Below are 18,044 nucleotides of genomic sequence, written 5' to 3'. Positions count from 1 at the left end.
TCAGCGCAGGCGCAGAGCGCGCTTCAGCGTCGAGAACAGGTCGGTCTGGTTGGTCAGCCCGACGATGTTCGCGGCCTGCGGTCCGTAGCCCGCGATGCGGACCTGGGTGCCGGTGTGCGACTGCGAGCCGCCGGTCTCGGCGGTGCCGTAGGCGAGGGTCATGTTCGAGCCCTCGTTGGTGACCAGCGTCGCGGTCAGGCCCGGGGTGGCGGTGGGCTCCACGATCTGGCTGCTGTGGCCGTGGTCGGCGGTCACGAGCACGAGGGTGTCGCGGTGGCTGCGGGCGTACGCCAGGCCCGCGGCGATCGCGGAGTCGAAGTCGATCGTCTCGCCGATCTGACCGCACGGGTCGGCGGAGTGGTCCTGCTTGTCGATGCTGGCGCCCTCGACCTGGAGGAAGAAACCCTTGTCGCTGTGGCGGTCGTCGAGCAGCTCGATCGCCTTGCGGGTCTGCTCGGCCAGCTTCGGCTGGGTCTTCGGCAGCGCCGGGTTCGGGGTGCAGCGGGCCGGCTGGGTGCCGCCGTGGACCGCGGCCGGGCCGGTCCAGTTCACCGGCATGTTGTTCGGGGCGAACAGGCCGAGGACCGGCTTGTCCTTCTTCGCCTTGGCCAGGTCGGCCGCGGTGTTGACGACGTTGTAGCCGGCCGCCTTCGCCTGGTCCAGCACGGTCTTGCCCTTGAACTTGCCCGCCGTCACCTTCTGGTCGAAAAACGTCGCGCCGCCGCCCAGCAGCACGTCGGGGCGGGTCTGCACCAGCTGCTCGGAGATCGAGCCGGCGCCGCCGTTCTCCTTGGCGTTCTGCGCGCACTTGGCGGTCGTCTCGACCGGACCCTTGCAGTCGCGGCTGACCACGTGGGAGCCGAGCACGGCGGGGGTCGCGTCCTGGATCTCCGCGGTGGTGACGTCACCGGTGCGCAGACCGCCGCGCTTGGCCAGCTCGAGGATGGTCGGCACTGCGTTGCCGTACGCGTCGACCGAGATCGCGCCGTTGTAGGTCTTGGTGCCGGTGGCCCAGCCCGTGCCGGACGCGGCCGAGTCGGTGACGTAGTTCGGCTTGCCAGGGTTGTTCTGCTCCACGGCGTACGTGGTGTAGTCGCCGGTCAGCGGCAGCTCGTCCATGGCGAGCCGCCCGGCCGCGCCGCGCTCGTAGTTGCGCGCCGCGGTGATCTCCGACTGGCCCATGCCGTCGCCGATGAACAGGATCACGTTGCGCGCGGTGCCGCCCTGGATCGCGTTGCGGACGTCCTGCGTGCGGTCACCCGCGGAGGCGGTGCGCGACGTCGCGGTGTCCGAAGTCGCCAGGGCGACCGGGGCCGCGGCGATCAGCGCGGCGCCGAGCGCGCCCGCGGTCAGCCACTTGCGGCGGCCGGCGAAGAGCGTTCTCATGCAGTTTCTCCTCGGATGGGGATTAATCCGGAAACTCCGGCTCGGGCCATTAGTCCCTGTGCATGTGTTCCGCACGTATCATCCGGATGATCAGTGAATGTCCGAAAGGAGAACAGCGAGCCGCCGCAGCCGGTTCACGACGGTTAACCGGGCCGACCTAGACTCGGGGCGTGGCCGATCGACCCCTCATCGCACCCAGCATCCTGTCCGCGGACTTCGCCCGGCTCGGCGAGGAGATCGCGGCGATCGCGCACCCGGGGGAGACCCGCGCGGACTGGGTCCACGTGGACGTGATGGACGCGCACTTCGTGCCCAACCTGACGCTCGGGCTGCCCGTGGTCGAGGCGCTGCTGAAGTCCACCGACGTGCCGCTCGACTGCCACCTGATGATCGACGACCCGGACCGCTGGGCGATCGGCTACGCCGAGGCCGGCGCCTACAACGTCACCGTCCACGTGGAAGCCGCGAACGACCCGGTGAAGCTCGCGAAGAACCTGCGCGCCGCCGGAGCGAAGGCGGGCCTTTCGGTGAAGCCCGGCACCCCGCTCGAGCCCTGCATCGAGGCCCTCAAGCACTACGACACGCTGCTCGTGATGTCCGTCGAGCCCGGGTTCGGCGGCCAGTCGTTCATGCCCGACGTGCTGGAGAAGGTGCGCACCGCGCGCCGCCTCGTCGACACCGGCCACCTCAAGCTCGTGGTCGAGATCGACGGCGGGATCAACGCCGAGACCATCGAGCAGGCCGCCGAAGCCGGCGTCGACTGCTTCGTGGCCGGGTCCGCCGTCTACGGTGCGGACGACCCCGGCCGGGCGGTCGCGGCCCTTCGTGAACAGGCCGCGCGCCACCGCGCGAACTGACCCCGCGCCCCGGGAAGCACCGGGGTACGGGCGGGTGTTGGATGGAGGGATCACCGGGTTCGGACGGTGACGGCGGCGAGGAGGCAGCAGCAGTGTTCACCGGGATTGTCGAGGAGATCGGCGAGGTCACCGCGGTCGAGCAGGGCACGAACATGGCGCGGCTCACGGTGCGTGGCCCCCTGGTCACGTCCGACGCGAACCACGGCGATTCGATCGCCGTCAGCGGCGTGTGCCTGACGGTCGTGGCCGTCTCGGATGGCGGGTTCACCGTCGATGTGGTGAACGAGACACTCGCGCGCTCCAGCCTCGCCAAGGTCGCCGTGGGCGACGCCGTGAACCTCGAGCGCGCCACCCCCGCGGGCGGCCGGCTCGGCGGGCACATCATGCAGGGCCACGTCGACGGCACGGGGGTCTTCCTGTCCCGCGACGACACGGGTGTGACCACGTTCGCCCTGCCCACGGGCCTGGCGAAGTACGTCGTCGAGAAGGGCTCGATCGCCGTCGACGGCGTGTCGCTGACCGTGGCGTCGATCACCGACGAGCAGTTCTCCGTGGCGCTGATCCCGACCACGCTCGAGGCCACGACGCTGGGGCGCCGCGAAGCCGGTGACCTCGTGAACCTCGAAGTGGACGTGGTCGCGAAGTACGTCGAGAAGCTGGCGACCCCACATCTGGCCGCGAGCGCGCACAATGTGTGACGTTCGGTCGGACGGTACGAAGGAGCAGCCGTGAGCGAGACGAAGGCGGCCGAGCCGCGGACGGGCTGGACGCCCTGCGGTGCCGGCACGATGTTCGACGCGGACGCCATCGAGGCGGCGGTCGCGGACATCGCGGCGGGCAAGGCCGTGGTGGTCGTCGACGACGAGGATCGGGAGAACGAGGGCGACCTCATCTTCGCGGCCGAGAAGGCGACGCCCGAGCTGCTGGCGTTCATGGTCCGCTATACCTCGGGTTACGTGTGTGTCGCGTTGACGGAGGCGGAGGCCGATCGGCTGGACCTGCCGCCGATGTATCACACGAATCAGGATGTGCGGGGGACCGCGTACAGCGTCACGGTTGATGCCGCCGAAGGCATCACTACCGGTATTTCGGCTGCGGACCGCGCCCACACCATGCGGCTGCTGGCTGACCCGGCCGCGTCGGCGAAGGACTTTCGCCGCCCCGGGCATGTGGTGCCGTTGCGGGCGAAGGAGGGTGGTGTGCTGCGCCGCCCGGGTCACACCGAGGCCGCGGTGGACCTGGCTCGCATGGCCGGGTTGAACCCGGCCGGTGTGCTGTGCGAGATCGTGTCGCAGAAGGACGAGGGCGACATGGCGCGCCGCGACGAGCTGGAGGTGTTCGCCGCCGATCACGACCTGCGCGTGATCTCGATCGCCGATCTGATCGCCTACCGGCGTCGGACGGAGAAGCAGGTCGAGCGGGTCGCTGAGGCCCGGATCCCGTTGTCGGCGGGCACGTTCCGCGCGGTGGGGTACGACAGTTTGCTGGACGGGATCGAGCACATCGCGTTCGTCTACGGTGAGATCGGCGACGGTGAGGACATTCTGGTGCGCGTGCACTCGGAATGCCTGACCGGCGACGTCTTCGGCTCCCTGCGCTGTGACTGCGGTCCCCAGCTCGAAGCCGCGCTGCAGGCCGTGGCCGACGAAGGCCGCGGCGTCGTCCTCTACATCCGCGGCCACGAGGGCCGCGGCATCGGGCTGCTGCACAAGCTGCAGGCCTACCAGCTGCAGGACGCCGGCGCGGACACCGTCGACGCCAACCTCGCGCTCGGCGTCCCGGCCGACGCCCGCGACTACGGCACCGGCGCCCAGATCCTGTGCGACCTCGGCGTGCGGTCGATGCGGCTGCTCACGAACAACCCGGCCAAGCGCGTCGGTCTCGAGGGGTACGGCCTGCGGGTCACCGGCCGCGTGCCGCTGCCCATCTCGCCCAACCCCGAGAACCTGCGGTACCTGCGCACGAAGCGTGACCGCATGGGGCACGACCTCGCGCAGCTGGAGCACTACGAACAGGTGGGTGCCGCCGAGCAGGCGGAGAAGGGGACAGCACCCGATGAGCGGTGAGGGACGGCCCGAGTTCGAGCTCGACCTGAGCGACTGCAAGGCGCTGAAGCTCGGCATCGTGGCCACGCGGTGGAACGCGAACATCACCGACACGCTCCTGGAGCGTGCGCTGGCCGCCGCGAAGGCGGCCGATCTCGAAGAGGAGCCCACCGTCGTGCACGTCGCCGGCGCCGTCGAGCTGCCGGTGGTCGCGCAGGCACTGGCCCGCCACCACGACGCGGTCGTGGCGCTCGGCGTGGTGATCCGCGGCGAGACCCCGCACTTCGACTACGTGTGCGACTCGGTCACGGCCGGCCTCACGCGCGTGGCGCTCGACGAGAGCACGCCCGTCGGCAACGGCGTGCTGACGGTCAACGACGAGCAGCAGGCGCTCGACCGTTCCGGCCTTCCCGGGTCGAAGGAAGACAAGGGCTACGAGGCCACGGTCGCGGCGCTCGACACCGCCCACGTGCTGCGCGGGCTGCGCCAGCCGTGGACCGAGCGGGGATTCGTGTGAGCCCCGCCGTGACCGACCAGCAGGAAACGACCCTGGTGATCCGCCCCCGGCGGGCGCTGGTGATGTGCAGCGTGCTGGCCGTGCTGCTGCTCGCCGTGTTCATCGTCGTGGCGATCCTGCTGCGCAACTCCCACACCGGCGTTGTGTTCGAGAAGTCGGACCAGGTCGCGATGATCGGCATCGGTGTGCTGCTCTCGCTCGGCACGATGTTGTTCGCCAACGCCCGCGTGCGCGCCGACGCGACCGGCATCGAGGTCCGCAACGTGATCACGACCCGCCGGTTCCTGTGGAGCGACGTGCTGTCGGTCAGCTTCCCCGACGGCGCTTCGTGGGCCCGGCTGGAGCTGCCCGACGACGAGTACTTCTCCGTGATGGCCGTGCAGGCCGTGGACCGCGACCGTGCGGTCGCCGCCGTGCGCGCGCTGCGCAAGCTGCACAAGGCGGCCACGGCTTCCTGATCATCGAGTGAGAAAGCCGCCCGGACGATCGTCGTCCGGGCGGCTTTTCTCGGTGGTGCGTCAGAGTTCCAGGTCGACGACGATCGGGGCGTGGTCCGAAGGGCCCTTGCCCTTACGGGCCTCACGGTCCACATAGGAATCGCGCACGGCCGTGGCGAACGGCTCGTTGCCGTACACGAGGTCGATACGCATGCCGCGGTTGTTGGGGAAGTTCCCGGCGCGGTAGTCCCAGTACGTGAACGGGTGGTCGTACTTCAGCGGGCGCGGGAACACGTCCGCCAGCCCGAGGTCACGCAGGCGGGCCAGCGCCGCGCGTTCGGGTTCGGTGACGTGCGTGGAGCCGTCGAACAGCGACCGGTCCCACACGTCGGCGTCGGTAGGGGCGACGTTGAAGTCGCCGAGCACGGCGAACGGTGTCTCCGACAGCTCGGCCGCGAGGGTCGTGCGCAAGGCTTCGAGCCATTCGAGTTTGTACGCGTAGTGCGGGTTGTCGGGCTCCCGGCCGTTGGGCACGTACACCGACCACACGCGCACGCCGCCACAGGTGGCGCCGACGGCGCGCGCTTCCGAAGCGCCGTCGAACTGTGGTTCGCCCGCGAGGCCGCGGACCACGTCGTCAAGGCCGACGCGCGAGACGATCGCGACCCCGTTCCACCGGCCGAGTCCGTAGGCGGCGACGTCATAGCCGAGCGCCTTCACCTCCTCCGCCGGGAACGCTTCGGTGGTGTTCTTCAGCTCCTGCACGCACAGCACGTCGGGTGCCGCGTGCTCGAGCCAGTCGAGCACGCGCGGCAGCCGCGGCACGATCGAGTTGACGTTCCACGTCGCGATCCTCACGACCGCCAGGATAGGGGTGCGTGGCCCGGGGCACCCGGCCACGCACCCCCGGTTCTCGGATCAGACGCCCGCGGTGCTGCGGATCCACGAGCGGCTGGTGGCGACGCTCGCGTAGTTGTTGGTGCCGCGGGTGTTCGTGCCGCTCTGGTTCTGCACAGTCGACGCGACGCCGACCTGCACGCCGCCGGCGACCTCGGGGCCGCCCGAGTCGCCCTTCCACGCGGCGCCGTTGATCCCGACGCTCTGGATCGCGCGGCCGCCGAACGCGTCGGTGGAGCGGCCCGTGACCTGCACGTTCGTGACCTTCAAGGCCGACGCCGGCGGGCCGGTCGGGGTCGTGCGGCCCCAGCCGTAGAGCTGGTTGGTGCTGCCGGTGGCCGGGTCGGCGCTGCCGAGGGTGATCGGTGCCGCCGAGGTGGCCTGGGCGAGGTGCAGGAGGGCGATGTCGCCGTTAGGCGACTGCTCCTCACGGTCGACGGCGATCTTGGTGCCGCCGAAGAGCGTGTTGGTGCCCACGCGCACGTACATGCCGCTGCCGTCTTCGTCGAGACAGTGCACGGCCGTCATCACCCAGCGCGACGCGACGACCGTGCCGGAGCAGTTGAAGCCCTGGAAGTCGCGGCCCGGCGTGTTGACGTAGACCTGGGCGCCCCAGCTGACGGCGGGCGCGGTGCCACCGCCCACGATGTTCGTCTGCGCGGTGGCGGCGGTGCCGCCGGCCAGGGTCAGCGCGGCCGCTGAGGCCAGTAAGGCCACTAAGGCCACTGTCGCCGTGGCCGTGCCGGCGAAACGGGTGCTTCTCAAGTGAGGATCCTTTCGGTGGGGACCGGAAGAGCCGGGTCTCGGCTGGGACGGACCGTAATCAGCGCGTCACCCGGCCGGGAACCGACGAAGGTCGCTCGCGTCCGAATCACCCGACTTCCGTCGGGTTCGGGGCACGCACCAGGCCCCAGGCGGGCACCGCACACCGGGGCCCCGCAGAACTGTCAGACCGGCGCCATAGTCTTGACGTGTGGCTGACCCGACCACCTACCGTCCCTCGCCGGGGAGCATCCCGGACGCCCCTGGCGTGTACAAGTTCCGCGACGCCGCCAAGCGGGTCATCTACGTCGGCAAGGCCAAGAGCCTGCGCAGCAGGCTGAACTCCTACTTCGCCGACCTCATGGGCCTGCACCCGCGCACGCGCCAGATGGTCACCACGGCCGCGAGTGTCGAGTGGACCGTGGTCACCACCGAGGTCGAGGCGCTGCAGCTCGAGTACAACTGGATCAAGGAGTTCGACCCGCGGTTCAACGTCCGCTACCGCGACGACAAGAGCTACCCGGTGCTCGCAGTGACGTTGAACGAGGAGTTCCCGCGCCTGCACGTCTACCGCGGGGCGCGCAAGAAGGGCGTGCGCTACTTCGGGCCGTACTCCCACGCGTGGGCCATCCGCGAGACGCTCGACCTGCTGTTGCGTGTCTTCCCGGCGCGCACGTGCTCGGCCGGTGTGTTCCGCCGCCACGGCCAGATCGGCCGGCCCTGCCTGCTCGGCTACATCGACAAGTGCTCGGCGCCGTGCGTCGGGCGGGTCAGCGCCGACGAGCACCGCGGGATCGTCGAGGACTTCTGCGACTTTCTCGCGGGCCGCACCGACGCGATGATCCGCCGCCTCGAACAGGAGATGGCCGCCGCGTCCGACGAGCTCGAGTTCGAACGCGCGGCGCGGCTGCGTGACGACCTCGGCGCTCTGCGCCGCGCGATGGAGAAGCAGGCGGTGGTGTTCGGCGACGGCACCGACGCCGACGTCGTCGCCTTCGCCCACGACGATCTGGAAGCGGCCGTGCAGGTCTTCCACGTGCGCGGCGGACGCGTGCGCGGGCAGCGCGGCTGGGTCATCGACAAGGCCGAGGAAATGGCCGTGCCGGACCTCGTCGACCAGTTCATCACGCAGTTCTACGGCGAGGAGTCGGAGCGGGCCCAGCGCGACGGCCTCGACGCCGGCCCGGTCGTGCCGCGCGAGGTGATCGTGCCCGAGCTGCCGGCCGACGCCGAAGCGCTCAGCGAGTGGCTTTCGGGTCTGCGCGGCTCGCGGGTGCGCGTGCGCGTGGCCCAGCGCGGAGACAAGAAGGCGCTCGCCGAAACCGTGGAGCGCAACGCGGGCGAAGCGTTCACCCAGCACAAGCTGCGCCGTGCCGGCGACCTCACGGCGCGGTCGGCGGCGCTGCAGGAGCTGCAGGACTTCCTCATGCTCGACAGCGCGCCGCTGCGCATCGAGTGCATCGACATCAGCCACATCCAGGGCAGTGACGTGGTCGCGTCGCTCGTGGTCTTCGAAGACGGTCTCGCGCGCAAGTCCGAGTACCGCCGGTTCGCGTTGCGCGAGGCCGCGGAAGAGGGCGATGTCGCGTCGATCGCGGAGGTCGTGCGGCGCCGGTTCCACCGCTACCTCAAGGAAACCGCCGAGGCGAGCGCACCCGAATCGGACGGCGAGAGCACCGACGACAACGCCGGCAGTCTCGTTGACGGTGAGGCGATCGAACCCGCCCGCCCGGGCATCGACCCGGACACGGGCCGGCCGCGCAAGTTCGCCTACCCGCCCAACCTGCTCGTGGTCGACGGCGCGGGCCCGCAGGCCACGGCGGCGGCCGACGTGCTGGCGGAGCTGGGGATCACCGACATCGCGGTGGTGGGGCTCGCGAAGCGGCTGGAGGAGGTCTGGCTGCCCGCCGACCCCGACCCGGTGATCCTGCCGCGCACGTCCGAAGCGCTGTACCTGTTGCAGCGCCTGCGCGACGAGGCTCACCGCTTCGCCATCCGCTACCACCGCGAGAAGCGGTCCAAGCGGCTGTCGGCGTCCGAATTGGACAGTGTGCCCGGGCTGGGGCAGGCTCGGCGCACCGCGCTGATCAAGCACTTCGGCTCGGTGAAGAAGCTCAAGCAAGCCAGGGTCGAGGAGATCGAGGCGGTGCCCGGCTTCGGCAGGCGCACCGCGGAAGCCGTGGTGGCGGCACTGGCCGGGGAGACCGGTGCCGGCTCGGGAGGGGACAAGGGGTCGTGATCGGGGAAGGAACCATCGTGAGTGCGCAAGAGGACAACCGGGGAACCGGAATGGAGGTCGCCGTCGTCAGCGGCCTCTCGGGAGCGGGCCGCTCCACGGCGGCGAAGTGCCTGGAGGACCTGGGCTGGTTCGTCGTGGACAACCTGCCGCCGGAGCTCATCGCCACCATGGTCGAGCTCGGCGCGCAGGCGCGCGGCGCGATCACCAAGGTGGCCGTGGTGATGGACGTGCGTTCGCGCGCGTTCACCGACGACCTGGCCTCGGTGATCAAGGACCTCGACGCGCGCGGGTACAAGCCGCGCGTGCTGTTCCTGGAGGCCACCGACGCGGTGCTCGTGCGCCGCTTCGAAGCCGTCCGCCGCGGCCACCCGATGCAGGGCGACGGCCGGCTCGCCGACGGCATCACCGCCGAGCGCAAGCTGCTCGCGCCGCTGCGCGAGGAAGCCGACCTGGTGCTCGACACGTCGGCGCTGTCGGTGCACGACCTGCGGGCGAAAATAGAGGACGCCTTCGGCTCCGAGGCGAGCACGCAGACGCGCGTGACCGTGCTGTCGTTCGGCTACAAGTACGGTCTGCCGATGGACTCCGACCTGGTGATGGACGTGCGGTTCCTGCCGAACCCGTTCTGGATCCCGGAGCTGCGCGAGCACACCGGGCTCGACGGCGAGGTCCGCAACTACGTGCTGTCGCAGGAAGGCGCGGAGGAGTTCCTCGACCGCTACCACCAGCTGCTGCGCCTCATCGGCGCCGGCTACAAGCGCGAGGGCAAGCGGTACCTCACGCTCGCCGTCGGCTGCACGGGCGGGAAGCACCGCAGCGTCGCGATCTCGGAAGAGCTCGCCCATCGACTGTCCAAGGAGGACGGAATGGCCGTGAAGGTGGTGCACCGCGACCTTGGCCGTGAGTGACGTGCGCGCGGTCGCGCTCGGCGGTGGACACGGCCTGCACGCGACGCTCACCGCGTTGCGGCGGGTCACCCGGGAAGTCACGGCGGTGGTCACCGTCGCCGACGACGGGGGCTCGTCCGGGCGGCTGCGGCGCGAGCTGGGCCTGCTGCCGCCGGGCGACCTGCGCCAGGCCTTCGCGGCGTTCGCGGCCGAAGACGGCGGCACGCTGTGGGCCGAGGTGTTCCAGCACCGCTTCGGCGGCGATGGCGCGCTGGCCGGCCACGCGGTGGGCAACCTGCTGCTGGCCGGCCTGTTCGAGGTGCTCGGCGATCCCGTGGCCGCGCTCGACGAAGCGAGCCGCCTGACGGGGATTTCCGGACGGGTGCTGCCGATGTCGCCGGAGCCGCTGGAGATCGAGGCCGAGGTGAGCGGCCTCGACAGCGAGGACCCGGGCGCGGTCCGCCGGATCCGCGGGCAGGTCGCGGTGGCGAGCACACCGGGCCAGGTGCACCGCATCAGCCTGCACCCGGTCGGGCGCCAGGCGCGGCCGCCGCAGGGCTGTCCGCAGGCGATCGAGGCCGTGCTCGGCGCCGACGTGGTGTTCCTCGGGCCGGGCTCGTGGTTCACCAGCGTACTGCCGCACGTGCTCGTGCCGGATCTGTACGACGCGCTCGTGCGCACGAAGGCCACCAAGGTGGTGGTCCTCAACCTTGTCCCCCAGCCGGGGGAAACTGCCGGGTTCTCGCCGGAGCGGCATCTGGACGTACTCTTCGAGCACGCCCCCGCGCTGCGGGTCGACGCCGTGATCGCGGATCGCGATTCCGTGCCGGACCCGGCAAGTCTGCGCCGGGCGGCGCAGCGGCTGGGTGGTCGCGCCCATCTGGGGGCGGTGGCCGACCCGGTCGTGGAGGGACGGCATGATCCTGATGCGCTCGCCCGGTGCATGCGAGAGGCTCTCGGCCTCGATGGGGGACACAGCGGGCACCGTGGCTGACGGCGGGCGCGCAGCGGAAGGCAGGAGGGGCAGTACATGGCGATGACCGCCGCGGTGAAGGACGAACTGAGCAGGCTCGAGATCACGAAGATCGGGCCACGCCGGGCGGAGGTCGCGTCGCTGCTTCGCTTCGCCGGCGGGCTGCACATCGTGGCCGGCCGAGTGGTGGTGGAGGCCGAGCTCGACACGGGCTCGGTGGCCCGGCGGCTGCGCAAGGAGATCCACGAGCTCTACGGCCACCAGTCCGACGTGCACGTGATCACCGCCAGCGGCGGCCTGCGCAAGGGCACGCGGTACGTCGTGCGCGTGGTGAAGGACGGCGAAGGCCTCGCCCGTCAGACCGGGCTGATCGACCAACGTGGGCGACCCGTGCGTGGCCTGCCCGCGGCCGTGGTGTCCGGCGGGGTCGCCGACGCGGAAGCCGCGTGGCGCGGCGCGTTCCTCGCCCACGGTTCGCTGACGGAACCCGGCCGTTCGTCGTCGCTCGAGGTCACGTGCCCGGGCCCGGAAGCGGCGCTGGCTCTTGTCGGCGCGGCCCGGCGCATGGGCATCCAGGCGAAGTCGCGTGAGGTCCGCGGCGCCGACCGGGTCGTGGTGCGCGACGGCGACGCCATCGGCGCGCTGCTGACGCGCCTCGGCGCCCACGCGAGCGTGCTGCAGTGGGAGGAACGGCGGATGCGCCGCGAGGTCCGCGCCACCGCCAACCGCCTCGCCAACTTCGACGACGCCAACCTCCGCCGCTCGGCCCGCGCGGCCGTCGCGGCGGCCGCCCGCGTCGAACGCGCCCTCGACATCCTCGGCGACACCGCCCCCGACCACCTCCTCGCGGCCGGCAAGCTGCGGCTGTCCAACCGCCAGGCGTCGCTGGAGGAGCTCGGCCAGCTGTCCGACCCGCAGATGACGAAGGACGCGGTCGCCGGCCGCATCCGGCGCTTGCTCGCGATGGCGGACAAGCGGGCTAAGGACCTGAACATCCCGGACACGGAGTCCGCGGTGACGCCGGAGATGCTGGAGGACGAGGAGGCTTAGGCCGTTCGTGGCCGGGTTCGGGGCAGCTTGAGCTCGGTCACCAGGGCCCGCAGCCACGGCTGCGCGATCGCCGGTTCCTTCACGATCTCGCGCACCATCCGGTCCCGCACCTCGGCCGTCCGTCCCGCCGCGACGACCGCCAGCGCTTCGGCAAGGGCTTCGCGCGCCTTGTCGTCGTGCTGCGGCGCGCGGGCGTCCTCGGCGCCCCAGCGCACGCGTGTGAACGAGCGCGTGAGCTTCGGTTGCCAGTTGCCGAAGTAACTCCAGACGTTCGCGTCGAGGGAGACGTTATGGATGGCGCCGGCGGGCAGGCCGGCGGTCCAGTCCGCGTGCTGGTGCCAGCGCCAGGTCTTGGGGCTCGTCGCGCGGCGCAACGTGATGCCCAGGAACCGCAGGCGTCGCCGGACCTCCGGCCACGCGACTCCGTCGTCGTCCGCCCACTGCCGAAGGATGCGGGCCAGGCATCCGAACGTGCCCCCGGACGAGACGAGGTCCGTGAGCACCACCGGTGGCCCACCATCCGCGATCGCCGCGGGGGAGAGCCCGGCGTCGGCGAGATTGGCGCGCAGCTGGGCCGTTTCACCGGGCCGCATCGGTCCGAGCAGGGAGTGGTCGACCATCCCCAGCGACAACGGCAGCAACCGCAGCCGGCTCCGGTCGGTCAGCGCTCCGCTCAACAGGTCGTACACGCTGTCGGCAGACCGCCCGACGAAGTAGAGATCGCCGTCCTCGCTGCGCGCCAGCACCTTCGCCGCACACGCCGTGAGCTCGTCCAGGAACCACAGCACGGGCGCCCCGGCGGGCAGACTCCCGAGCTGGTCCGGGCGCACGAGATCCCAGCGATGCGGGCGATTCGGTTCGGTCACCTCTCCAGAACACCATGCGACGCAACCGAATTCGCCCGCGAAAACCGGTTGCGAGTCGACAGTGGACTGCGGGATCCTCACGCCTGTGTCGTAGTAACCGTCGCCCCGGGGTGCGGGCCGACGCCGGCCGGGAACGCTACGGCCCCACCACTCCCGCGGGGTTCGCCGCGCCCGGCTCGTCGGCAAACTCGTGGCGGGGTGACCAGCCCGGCGGTCCGAACACGTACCCTGCCCGCTCCCGCCACGAAGCCGCGCCGCGAAGGTCTCGCAGGATCGAGCCGTACTCGTGGAAGCCGACCTTCAGCAGGTTGTACGTCCCGATGTTCGTGGTCAGCCCGTACGTCGGCCGCCTGCCCTCGGGGACGAAGCTGCGGAACAGCCGGTCCCAGACGATCAGGATGCCGCCGTAGTTCGCGTCGAGGTACTCGGCGTCGCTGCCGTGGTGCACGCGGTGGTGCGACGGGGTGTTGAAGACGTACTCGAACCAGCGCGGCAGCTTCCGCACCTTCTCCGTGTGCACGAAGAACTGGTACACGAGGTCGATCGACAGGCCGGTGAGGATCATCCACGGCGGGATCCCGCACAGCGCGAGGACGGACCAGAACGGCAGCTGGAAGTACGGGGTCCACTTCTGGCGCAGCGCCGTCGAGAAGTTGTAGTGCTCGCTGGAGTGGTGCACCTGGTGCCCGGCCCACAGCAGCCGCACGCGGTGGCTCGCGCGGTGGTAGGCGTAGAACACGAGCTCCTGGCCCAGCAGCATGAGCACCCACGTCCACCAGTCGCGCGGGTCGAACTTCACCGGCGCCAGCTCGAAGAGCACGGCGAACACCACCAGCATCACGAGCCGGAACAACGCGTTCACGCCGAGTGCGACGGTGCCCATCAGCATGCTCGTCCGGGTGTCGGCGGGGCCGTAGCCGACCACGTCGTCGTCGTGGCCGAGCACGTGCACCGCGACGATCTCGACGGCCACGAACAGCAGGAACACCGGGATCGCGTACAGCACCGGGTCACGCAGGTGCGCCAGGAAGCCGGCCACGTCGTCTCCTCCCGAAGGGAACTAACTCTGAGGTAACTTACTCAAGGGTCACTTACGGTAGGCTCAACCTCGTGACAGGGTCAAGGGCCGTCGGGACGAAGGGTGTGCCGCGCGGCGAGCGCGAGACGCAGATCCTCGCGGCGGGCACGGAGGAGTTCGGCCGGACGGGGTACGCGGGCGCGTCGATGGTGGAGATCGCGCGCCGCGTGGGTGTCACGAAACCCTTGCTGTACCAGTACTTCGGCTCGAAAGAAGGGCTGTACCTCGCGTGCCTGCACCGCGCGGGCGACCGGCTGACCGAAGGCGTGGCCGCGACCATGGCGGCCGGCGGCGACCCGGAGCGAATGCCGCTCGCGGTCCTGGCGGCGATCTTCGCGACCTTCGACCACGACCGCTACGCCTGGAAGCTCCTGCGCGACCCGACGGTCCCCGCGACGGGCGACATCGCGACCGCGGCCGGCGACTACCGCGAACGCCTCGACGCGTTCGCCCTCGTCGGCGCGGGTCAGCTGCTGGGTTCGCGCGGGCTGTCCGACGCCCTGGACGTCGAGGCCCTCGCCCACGTCTGGACCGGTGTCGTGGACTCCCTGATCAACTGGTGGATCGATCGGCCCGGCGAGACCGCCGTGGCGATGACCGACCGCTGCGCCCGCATGATGGCCGCGCTCTTCGGTTGGTGACGAGTCCGTTGTAGACACCGGCGCGGCCGGGACAACCGGCGCCGCTCCGGTCGTCCCGGCCGCGGTCCGGGGTGTACGCCGCCGGGGAGCGGCGACGCTGGTGTGCGCCAGGGTGACCGGCGCCGCTCCGGTCACTCCTGGCGCAGTCCTGGGTTCCGGCACGAGCACGAGTGCGCCGCCGAGGGGCGCCGCGCCGGGGAACCCCTGCGGGGGCCGGGGATCCGGTGGCTGCGGTGCGGCCGGGAGGGCGGAGAGGTGCCGGCGATGGGGTCGGGGACTGGTCGAGATTGATAGTTAGGAAACTTTCCTATCTATTACGGAAATGACACCATCCCGGATGGGGCGGTGTCAATACCGGACCACTCGATCACTGTCCGTGAGTCGGGTGCCCGGCAGGCCGGTCCGGACGGCGCGCAACGGGGACCAAGTGCTCAGGCGAACTCGCGGCAGTGGCCCAGCTCCGCGGCCGGCGCCGGCGAGCGCGACGTGCAGCGGCATACCTCGGTCCGCGACCTGCGCCCAGACGACGTCGCCGAGGTTTCGGGCAGGACCATCGGACCGCTCACACCGCCCCTGTGTCTCGCCCCGGCGGAGAAGGACCTCAGCCGGCGATGTCCGCCCGCGCGATCACCTTCGTGATCTTCGCCCGAACGAGCGATTCCTCCGGCACGGCGTTGCGCTTGCCGTACGCCTCGGCCTGGTCCGCGCCCATGTAGCGCCCGCCGAGCCGGATCGCCCATTCGAGCATCTCGTCGAGGTCGTGGTGCAGCGTCGCCTCGGCGGTGAACTGCACGTAGGAATAGGGCGGCTTCTGGTCGTCGACGGCCAGCGACAGCCGCGGCTCGCGGCGCAGCGCCTTGCCCTTCAGCGTGTCCGTGCCCGTGGTGAACACGATTTCGTCACCGTCGGGGCCCTCGTTCAGCAGAAACCAGATCGGCGTGACGATCGGGGCACCGTTGGCGCGCACGATCCCCAGCATCCCCGTCCGCGTGCCTTCGGTCGCGAACGCCCACCACTCGTCCCTGCTCATCTCACGCATGTGGGTCACGCTAGCCGTCCGCGTGTGCGGGCGCCTGAGCAGGCCGACTAGCCTGGCCTGCTGTGCGAGACGACGAGATGGGGTTCGCGGGCCTGGCCGACGAGGGGCTGACCCGCCGGCTGAAGGCGCTCGCGTGCACCGCGCCGCTGCACGACCTCGACGCGCGCAAGGCCAAGCTCGACTGGGCCGACGCGACGATCTACCAGATGGCCGAGATCGCGCTGCACACGATCGACCAGGTCACCATCGCCATGGACTTCGACACCGGCGCGGGCCACGCCCGGGTCATCGACCGGCTGCTGCCGTTCATCGCGCAGCAGGCGCCTTCGCGCATGCCCGAGGAGCACGTGCGCGTGGCGAAGTGGGTGCTCGACAACCTGATCAACGTCGGCACCACCGACCGCGGCTTCCGGCGCGTCTACGGCTCGATAGGCCCCGGCGGCTACCAGCGCCGCCAGTTCGACTTCAAGCTGCTCGTCGAGCTGGCCGCGCCCGACGGCGAGGTCTACCTGCGCGCCACCGACGAGGCCATCAACGTGCTCGTCGGCGCGCTGGACACCGACGTCGAGTCGGCCCAGATCGCGGCCGAGGTGAAGCTCGAGAACCTGATCAACCGCGGCCGGCTCGCCGACGCGAAGCTCGCGGCCGAGCAGGCGCGCTACCGCACCGTGCAGTACGGCGAGACCTTGCGCGCCAAGCTCGACGCCACGCGCCGCGACGTGCGCGCCGTCGACTGGGAGCTCGAGGTGCCGGATCTGATCGACTCGGCGCTCGGGCACATCGAGTCCCGTTTCCGCGCGGAAAACGCGATCCTCAAGAACATCACCACGGCGCGCGACGAGTCGGAGGAGCTGGATCACAAGCGGCGTGCGGCCGAGCTCGTCGACATCGTCGCCGACTGCATCCGCCGCCACACGCGGCTGCAGTCGCGCCTGGCCGCGGCCGGCGCGGTGTTCCGCGCCGAGCAGGACCGCCAGCAGTTCTCCGGGCCGCCGCAGCGCGCGACGATCGACCTGTTCGGCCAGCTGCTCGTCCCGACGCTCGGGCTGCCGCTGGCCGACGCCGTCGCGCCCGCCGAGCATTTCTTCCACGCGGTCGCGGGCATCACACCGCCCGTGGTGCCCGCGTTGTCCTCACTCGTGTCGCTGCTGCTGCGGCCCGCGCCGGAGCGCGACCAGCTCGTCGGCGAGATCCCCGAGCCCGAGCTGATGCCGGCCGAGGACACCGACCGCTTCGGCGACGACGTGTGGCGCCTCGCCGACGACCTGCTCGACCTGCCCGACGTGCCGCGCCGCCTGTCCGGGCTGCTGGACGACGCGCGCCGCACGAAGCAACCCGGTCTGGCGACCCTGGTCGCGCTGCGCGCCCTGCACGCCTACAGTCCCGAGGTCGGCGCCGCGCGCCGCCAGGGGGAACGCCACGTGCTGCTGGCCGTCGACGACGGCACGCTGCTGAACGACCCCGAGTTCGGCGGTGCCGACCTGCTGCTGTCCACCGCCGAGGTCGAGCGCGCCGAAGAGAACACCGAAAATGCCGAAGACAGCGAGGAGGTCGCCTGATGCCCGTGACCCACACGAGCGTCGACGCCGAGGCCGCCGCGCGCCTGGTCGCGTTCGGCATGCGCCCGAAGCAGCTGCCCGCCCGCGACGTCGTCTACGGCGAGCTGGTGCGCCGCTACGCCGAGGACAACGCGTTCAAGGCCCTGACCCACGCCGTCGCGTCGGGCCTGGGGCTGATGGTGCTGGAGGTCAACCAGCAGGCGGGCGCCGTGCTGGCCGCCGTCGACGAGTCGATCTTCGAGATCAAGATGGACAGCTACGCGCGCCAGGCCAAGATCCGCGAGCGCCGCGAGACGGAGAAGGTCATCCACGGCCTCATCCACCTCGCCGCCGCGGCGCTGGCCTACCCGCGGCCCGACGACCTCGCCAACGACACCTACATCGGCCGCGTGAGCGTGGAGCAGGTCGACGCGATGGTCCGCGAGGCCGCGCGCATGCTCGACGAGCGCGCGCAGCAGGCCGAGGCCAACAACGACCCGCTGGCCGACGCGCCGGAGCTGGAACAGGCGTGGCGCGCCTACGCCAGGCGCCCCGCCGCGGCGGCCACGAAGGACGGCCGCATGGCCGCCGACACCACCCGGGGCATGGTCGCGCGCGCCCTGCGGTTCCTCGCCGACCAGGGGTTCCTGGTGCCGGTGAGTGACGAGCAGGGCGGCACCTACCGCACCACGCCGCGGTACCAGATCCAGGTGCGCGAGCTGGCCGCCGACGCGGCGTTCGACGACCTGCTCGCGCTCGACGTCGTCGCGGTCGCGAGCGCGGGGGAACGCTGCGCGCGGCCTCTTCGGACACGTTGCAGTAGAGGGGATTC

Annotated in this window: 17 protein-coding genes and 1 pseudogene; 12 read left to right on the top strand and 6 right to left on the bottom strand. The window is 71.0% G+C overall.

All coding sequences use genetic code 11. The features are described 5' to 3' along the window. A complete protein-coding gene (phoA, locus tag QRX50_RS43105; protein WP_285968836.1) occupies positions 1-1,386 on the bottom strand; it encodes an alkaline phosphatase in 1,386 nt (461 codons plus the stop codon). A 170-nt stretch (positions 1,387-1,556) separates the two neighbouring features. Between phoA and rpe the strand changes: the two genes are divergently transcribed. The 5 genes from rpe to QRX50_RS43080 all read left to right on the top strand — a co-directional run bounded on the left by rpe (position 1,557) and on the right by QRX50_RS43080 (position 5,263). Beyond that, entirely contained in the window at positions 1,557-2,243 is a 687-nt protein-coding gene (gene rpe, locus QRX50_RS43100) for a ribulose-phosphate 3-epimerase (protein WP_285968835.1), read from the top strand. A 92-nt stretch (positions 2,244-2,335) separates the two neighbouring features. Beyond that, positions 2,336-2,941 carry a riboflavin synthase gene (locus QRX50_RS43095; protein ID WP_285968834.1) on the top strand — a complete coding sequence of 202 codons (606 nt, stop codon included), beginning with the start codon at positions 2,336-2,338 and terminating at the stop codon, positions 2,939-2,941. Between the two features lie 90 nt (positions 2,942-3,031). After that, the gene (locus QRX50_RS43090) at positions 3,032-4,309 is read left to right on the top strand and encodes a bifunctional 3,4-dihydroxy-2-butanone-4-phosphate synthase/GTP cyclohydrolase II (protein WP_285974710.1); all 1,278 of its coding nucleotides are present in this window, start codon (positions 3,032-3,034) and stop codon (positions 4,307-4,309) included. Beyond that, positions 4,299-4,805: a 6,7-dimethyl-8-ribityllumazine synthase gene (gene ribH / locus QRX50_RS43085; RefSeq protein WP_285968833.1), complete on the top strand. Its 507-nt coding sequence runs from the start codon at positions 4,299-4,301 to the stop codon at positions 4,803-4,805. The genes QRX50_RS43090 and ribH overlap by 11 nt, the downstream gene beginning before the upstream one ends. Positions 4,806-4,867: 62 nt before the next feature. Beyond that, a complete protein-coding gene (locus QRX50_RS43080) occupies positions 4,868-5,263 on the top strand; it encodes a PH domain-containing protein (protein WP_285974709.1) in 396 nt (131 codons plus the stop codon). Between the two features lie 60 nt (positions 5,264-5,323). Here QRX50_RS43080 and QRX50_RS43075 read toward each other — a convergent pair whose 3' ends face one another. Then, positions 5,324-6,100 carry an exodeoxyribonuclease III gene (locus QRX50_RS43075; protein ID WP_285968832.1) on the bottom strand — a complete coding sequence of 259 codons (777 nt, stop codon included), beginning with the start codon at positions 6,098-6,100 and terminating at the stop codon, positions 5,324-5,326. A 60-nt stretch (positions 6,101-6,160) separates the two neighbouring features. Beyond that, positions 6,161-6,904: a S1 family peptidase gene (locus QRX50_RS43070; RefSeq protein WP_434533195.1), complete on the bottom strand. Its 744-nt coding sequence runs from the start codon at positions 6,902-6,904 to the stop codon at positions 6,161-6,163. Positions 6,905-7,112: 208 nt separating this feature from the next. On the opposite strand from QRX50_RS43070, the gene uvrC reads away from it, so the two are divergent. From uvrC to whiA, 4 genes are read left to right on the top strand one after another with little or no spacing between them, the layout of a single operon-like run. After that, the gene (gene uvrC / locus QRX50_RS43065; protein WP_285968831.1) at positions 7,113-9,140 is read left to right on the top strand and encodes an excinuclease ABC subunit UvrC; all 2,028 of its coding nucleotides are present in this window, start codon (positions 7,113-7,115) and stop codon (positions 9,138-9,140) included. A 50-nt stretch (positions 9,141-9,190) separates the two neighbouring features. Continuing rightward, positions 9,191-10,048 carry an RNase adapter RapZ gene (rapZ, locus tag QRX50_RS43060; protein WP_285974707.1) on the top strand — a complete coding sequence of 286 codons (858 nt, stop codon included), beginning with the start codon at positions 9,191-9,193 and terminating at the stop codon, positions 10,046-10,048. Position 10,049: 1 nt separating this feature from the next. Next, positions 10,050-11,021: a gluconeogenesis factor YvcK family protein gene (locus QRX50_RS43055; protein ID WP_285974706.1), complete on the top strand. Its 972-nt coding sequence runs from the start codon at positions 10,050-10,052 to the stop codon at positions 11,019-11,021. A 36-nt stretch (positions 11,022-11,057) separates the two neighbouring features. Continuing rightward, on the top strand, positions 11,058-12,050 hold the full coding sequence (whiA, locus tag QRX50_RS43050; RefSeq protein ID WP_285968830.1) for a DNA-binding protein WhiA: 993 nt from the start codon (positions 11,058-11,060) through the stop codon (positions 12,048-12,050). On the opposite strand, the gene QRX50_RS43045 is transcribed toward whiA, so the two are convergent. Together QRX50_RS43045 and QRX50_RS43040 are read right to left on the bottom strand one after the other, a co-directional pair. Continuing rightward, positions 12,047-12,916, bottom strand: coding sequence for a hypothetical protein (locus QRX50_RS43045; protein WP_285968829.1), 870 nt, complete (start codon positions 12,914-12,916; stop codon positions 12,047-12,049). The two genes, whiA and QRX50_RS43045, sit on opposite strands and share 4 nt — an antisense overlap. A 136-nt stretch (positions 12,917-13,052) precedes the next feature. Next, positions 13,053-13,955: a sterol desaturase family protein gene (locus QRX50_RS43040; RefSeq protein WP_285968828.1), complete on the bottom strand. Its 903-nt coding sequence runs from the start codon at positions 13,953-13,955 to the stop codon at positions 13,053-13,055. 71 nt (positions 13,956-14,026) lie between these two features. Here QRX50_RS43040 and QRX50_RS43035 point away from each other — a divergent pair, with 71 nt between their 5' ends. After that, entirely contained in the window at positions 14,027-14,635 is a 609-nt protein-coding gene (locus tag QRX50_RS43035) for a TetR/AcrR family transcriptional regulator (protein ID WP_285968827.1), read from the top strand. 601 nt (positions 14,636-15,236) lie between these two features. Here the strand turns inward: QRX50_RS43035 and QRX50_RS43030 are convergent. Beyond that, positions 15,237-15,674: a PPOX class F420-dependent oxidoreductase gene (locus QRX50_RS43030; RefSeq protein WP_285968826.1), complete on the bottom strand. Its 438-nt coding sequence runs from the start codon at positions 15,672-15,674 to the stop codon at positions 15,237-15,239. Between the two features lie 77 nt (positions 15,675-15,751). On the opposite strand from QRX50_RS43030, the gene QRX50_RS43025 reads away from it, so the two are divergent. Together QRX50_RS43025 and QRX50_RS43020 are read left to right on the top strand one after the other, a co-directional pair. After that, complete coding sequence (locus tag QRX50_RS43025) at positions 15,752-17,233, top strand: hypothetical protein (RefSeq protein WP_285974705.1); 1,482 nt, start codon at positions 15,752-15,754, stop codon at positions 17,231-17,233. Next, positions 17,233-18,035: pseudogene (locus tag QRX50_RS43020) on the top strand (hypothetical protein). Before QRX50_RS43025 ends, QRX50_RS43020 begins: the two are co-directional and overlap by 1 nt. Positions 18,036-18,044: the final 9 nt, after the last annotated feature.

It is taken from the genome of Amycolatopsis sp. 2-15 (assembly GCF_030285625.1).
GTDB lineage: Bacteria > Actinomycetota > Actinomycetes > Mycobacteriales > Pseudonocardiaceae > Amycolatopsis > Amycolatopsis carbonis.
Note: the sequence above shows the minus strand (reverse complement) of the source record. Positions and strands in the feature narration are given on the sequence as shown.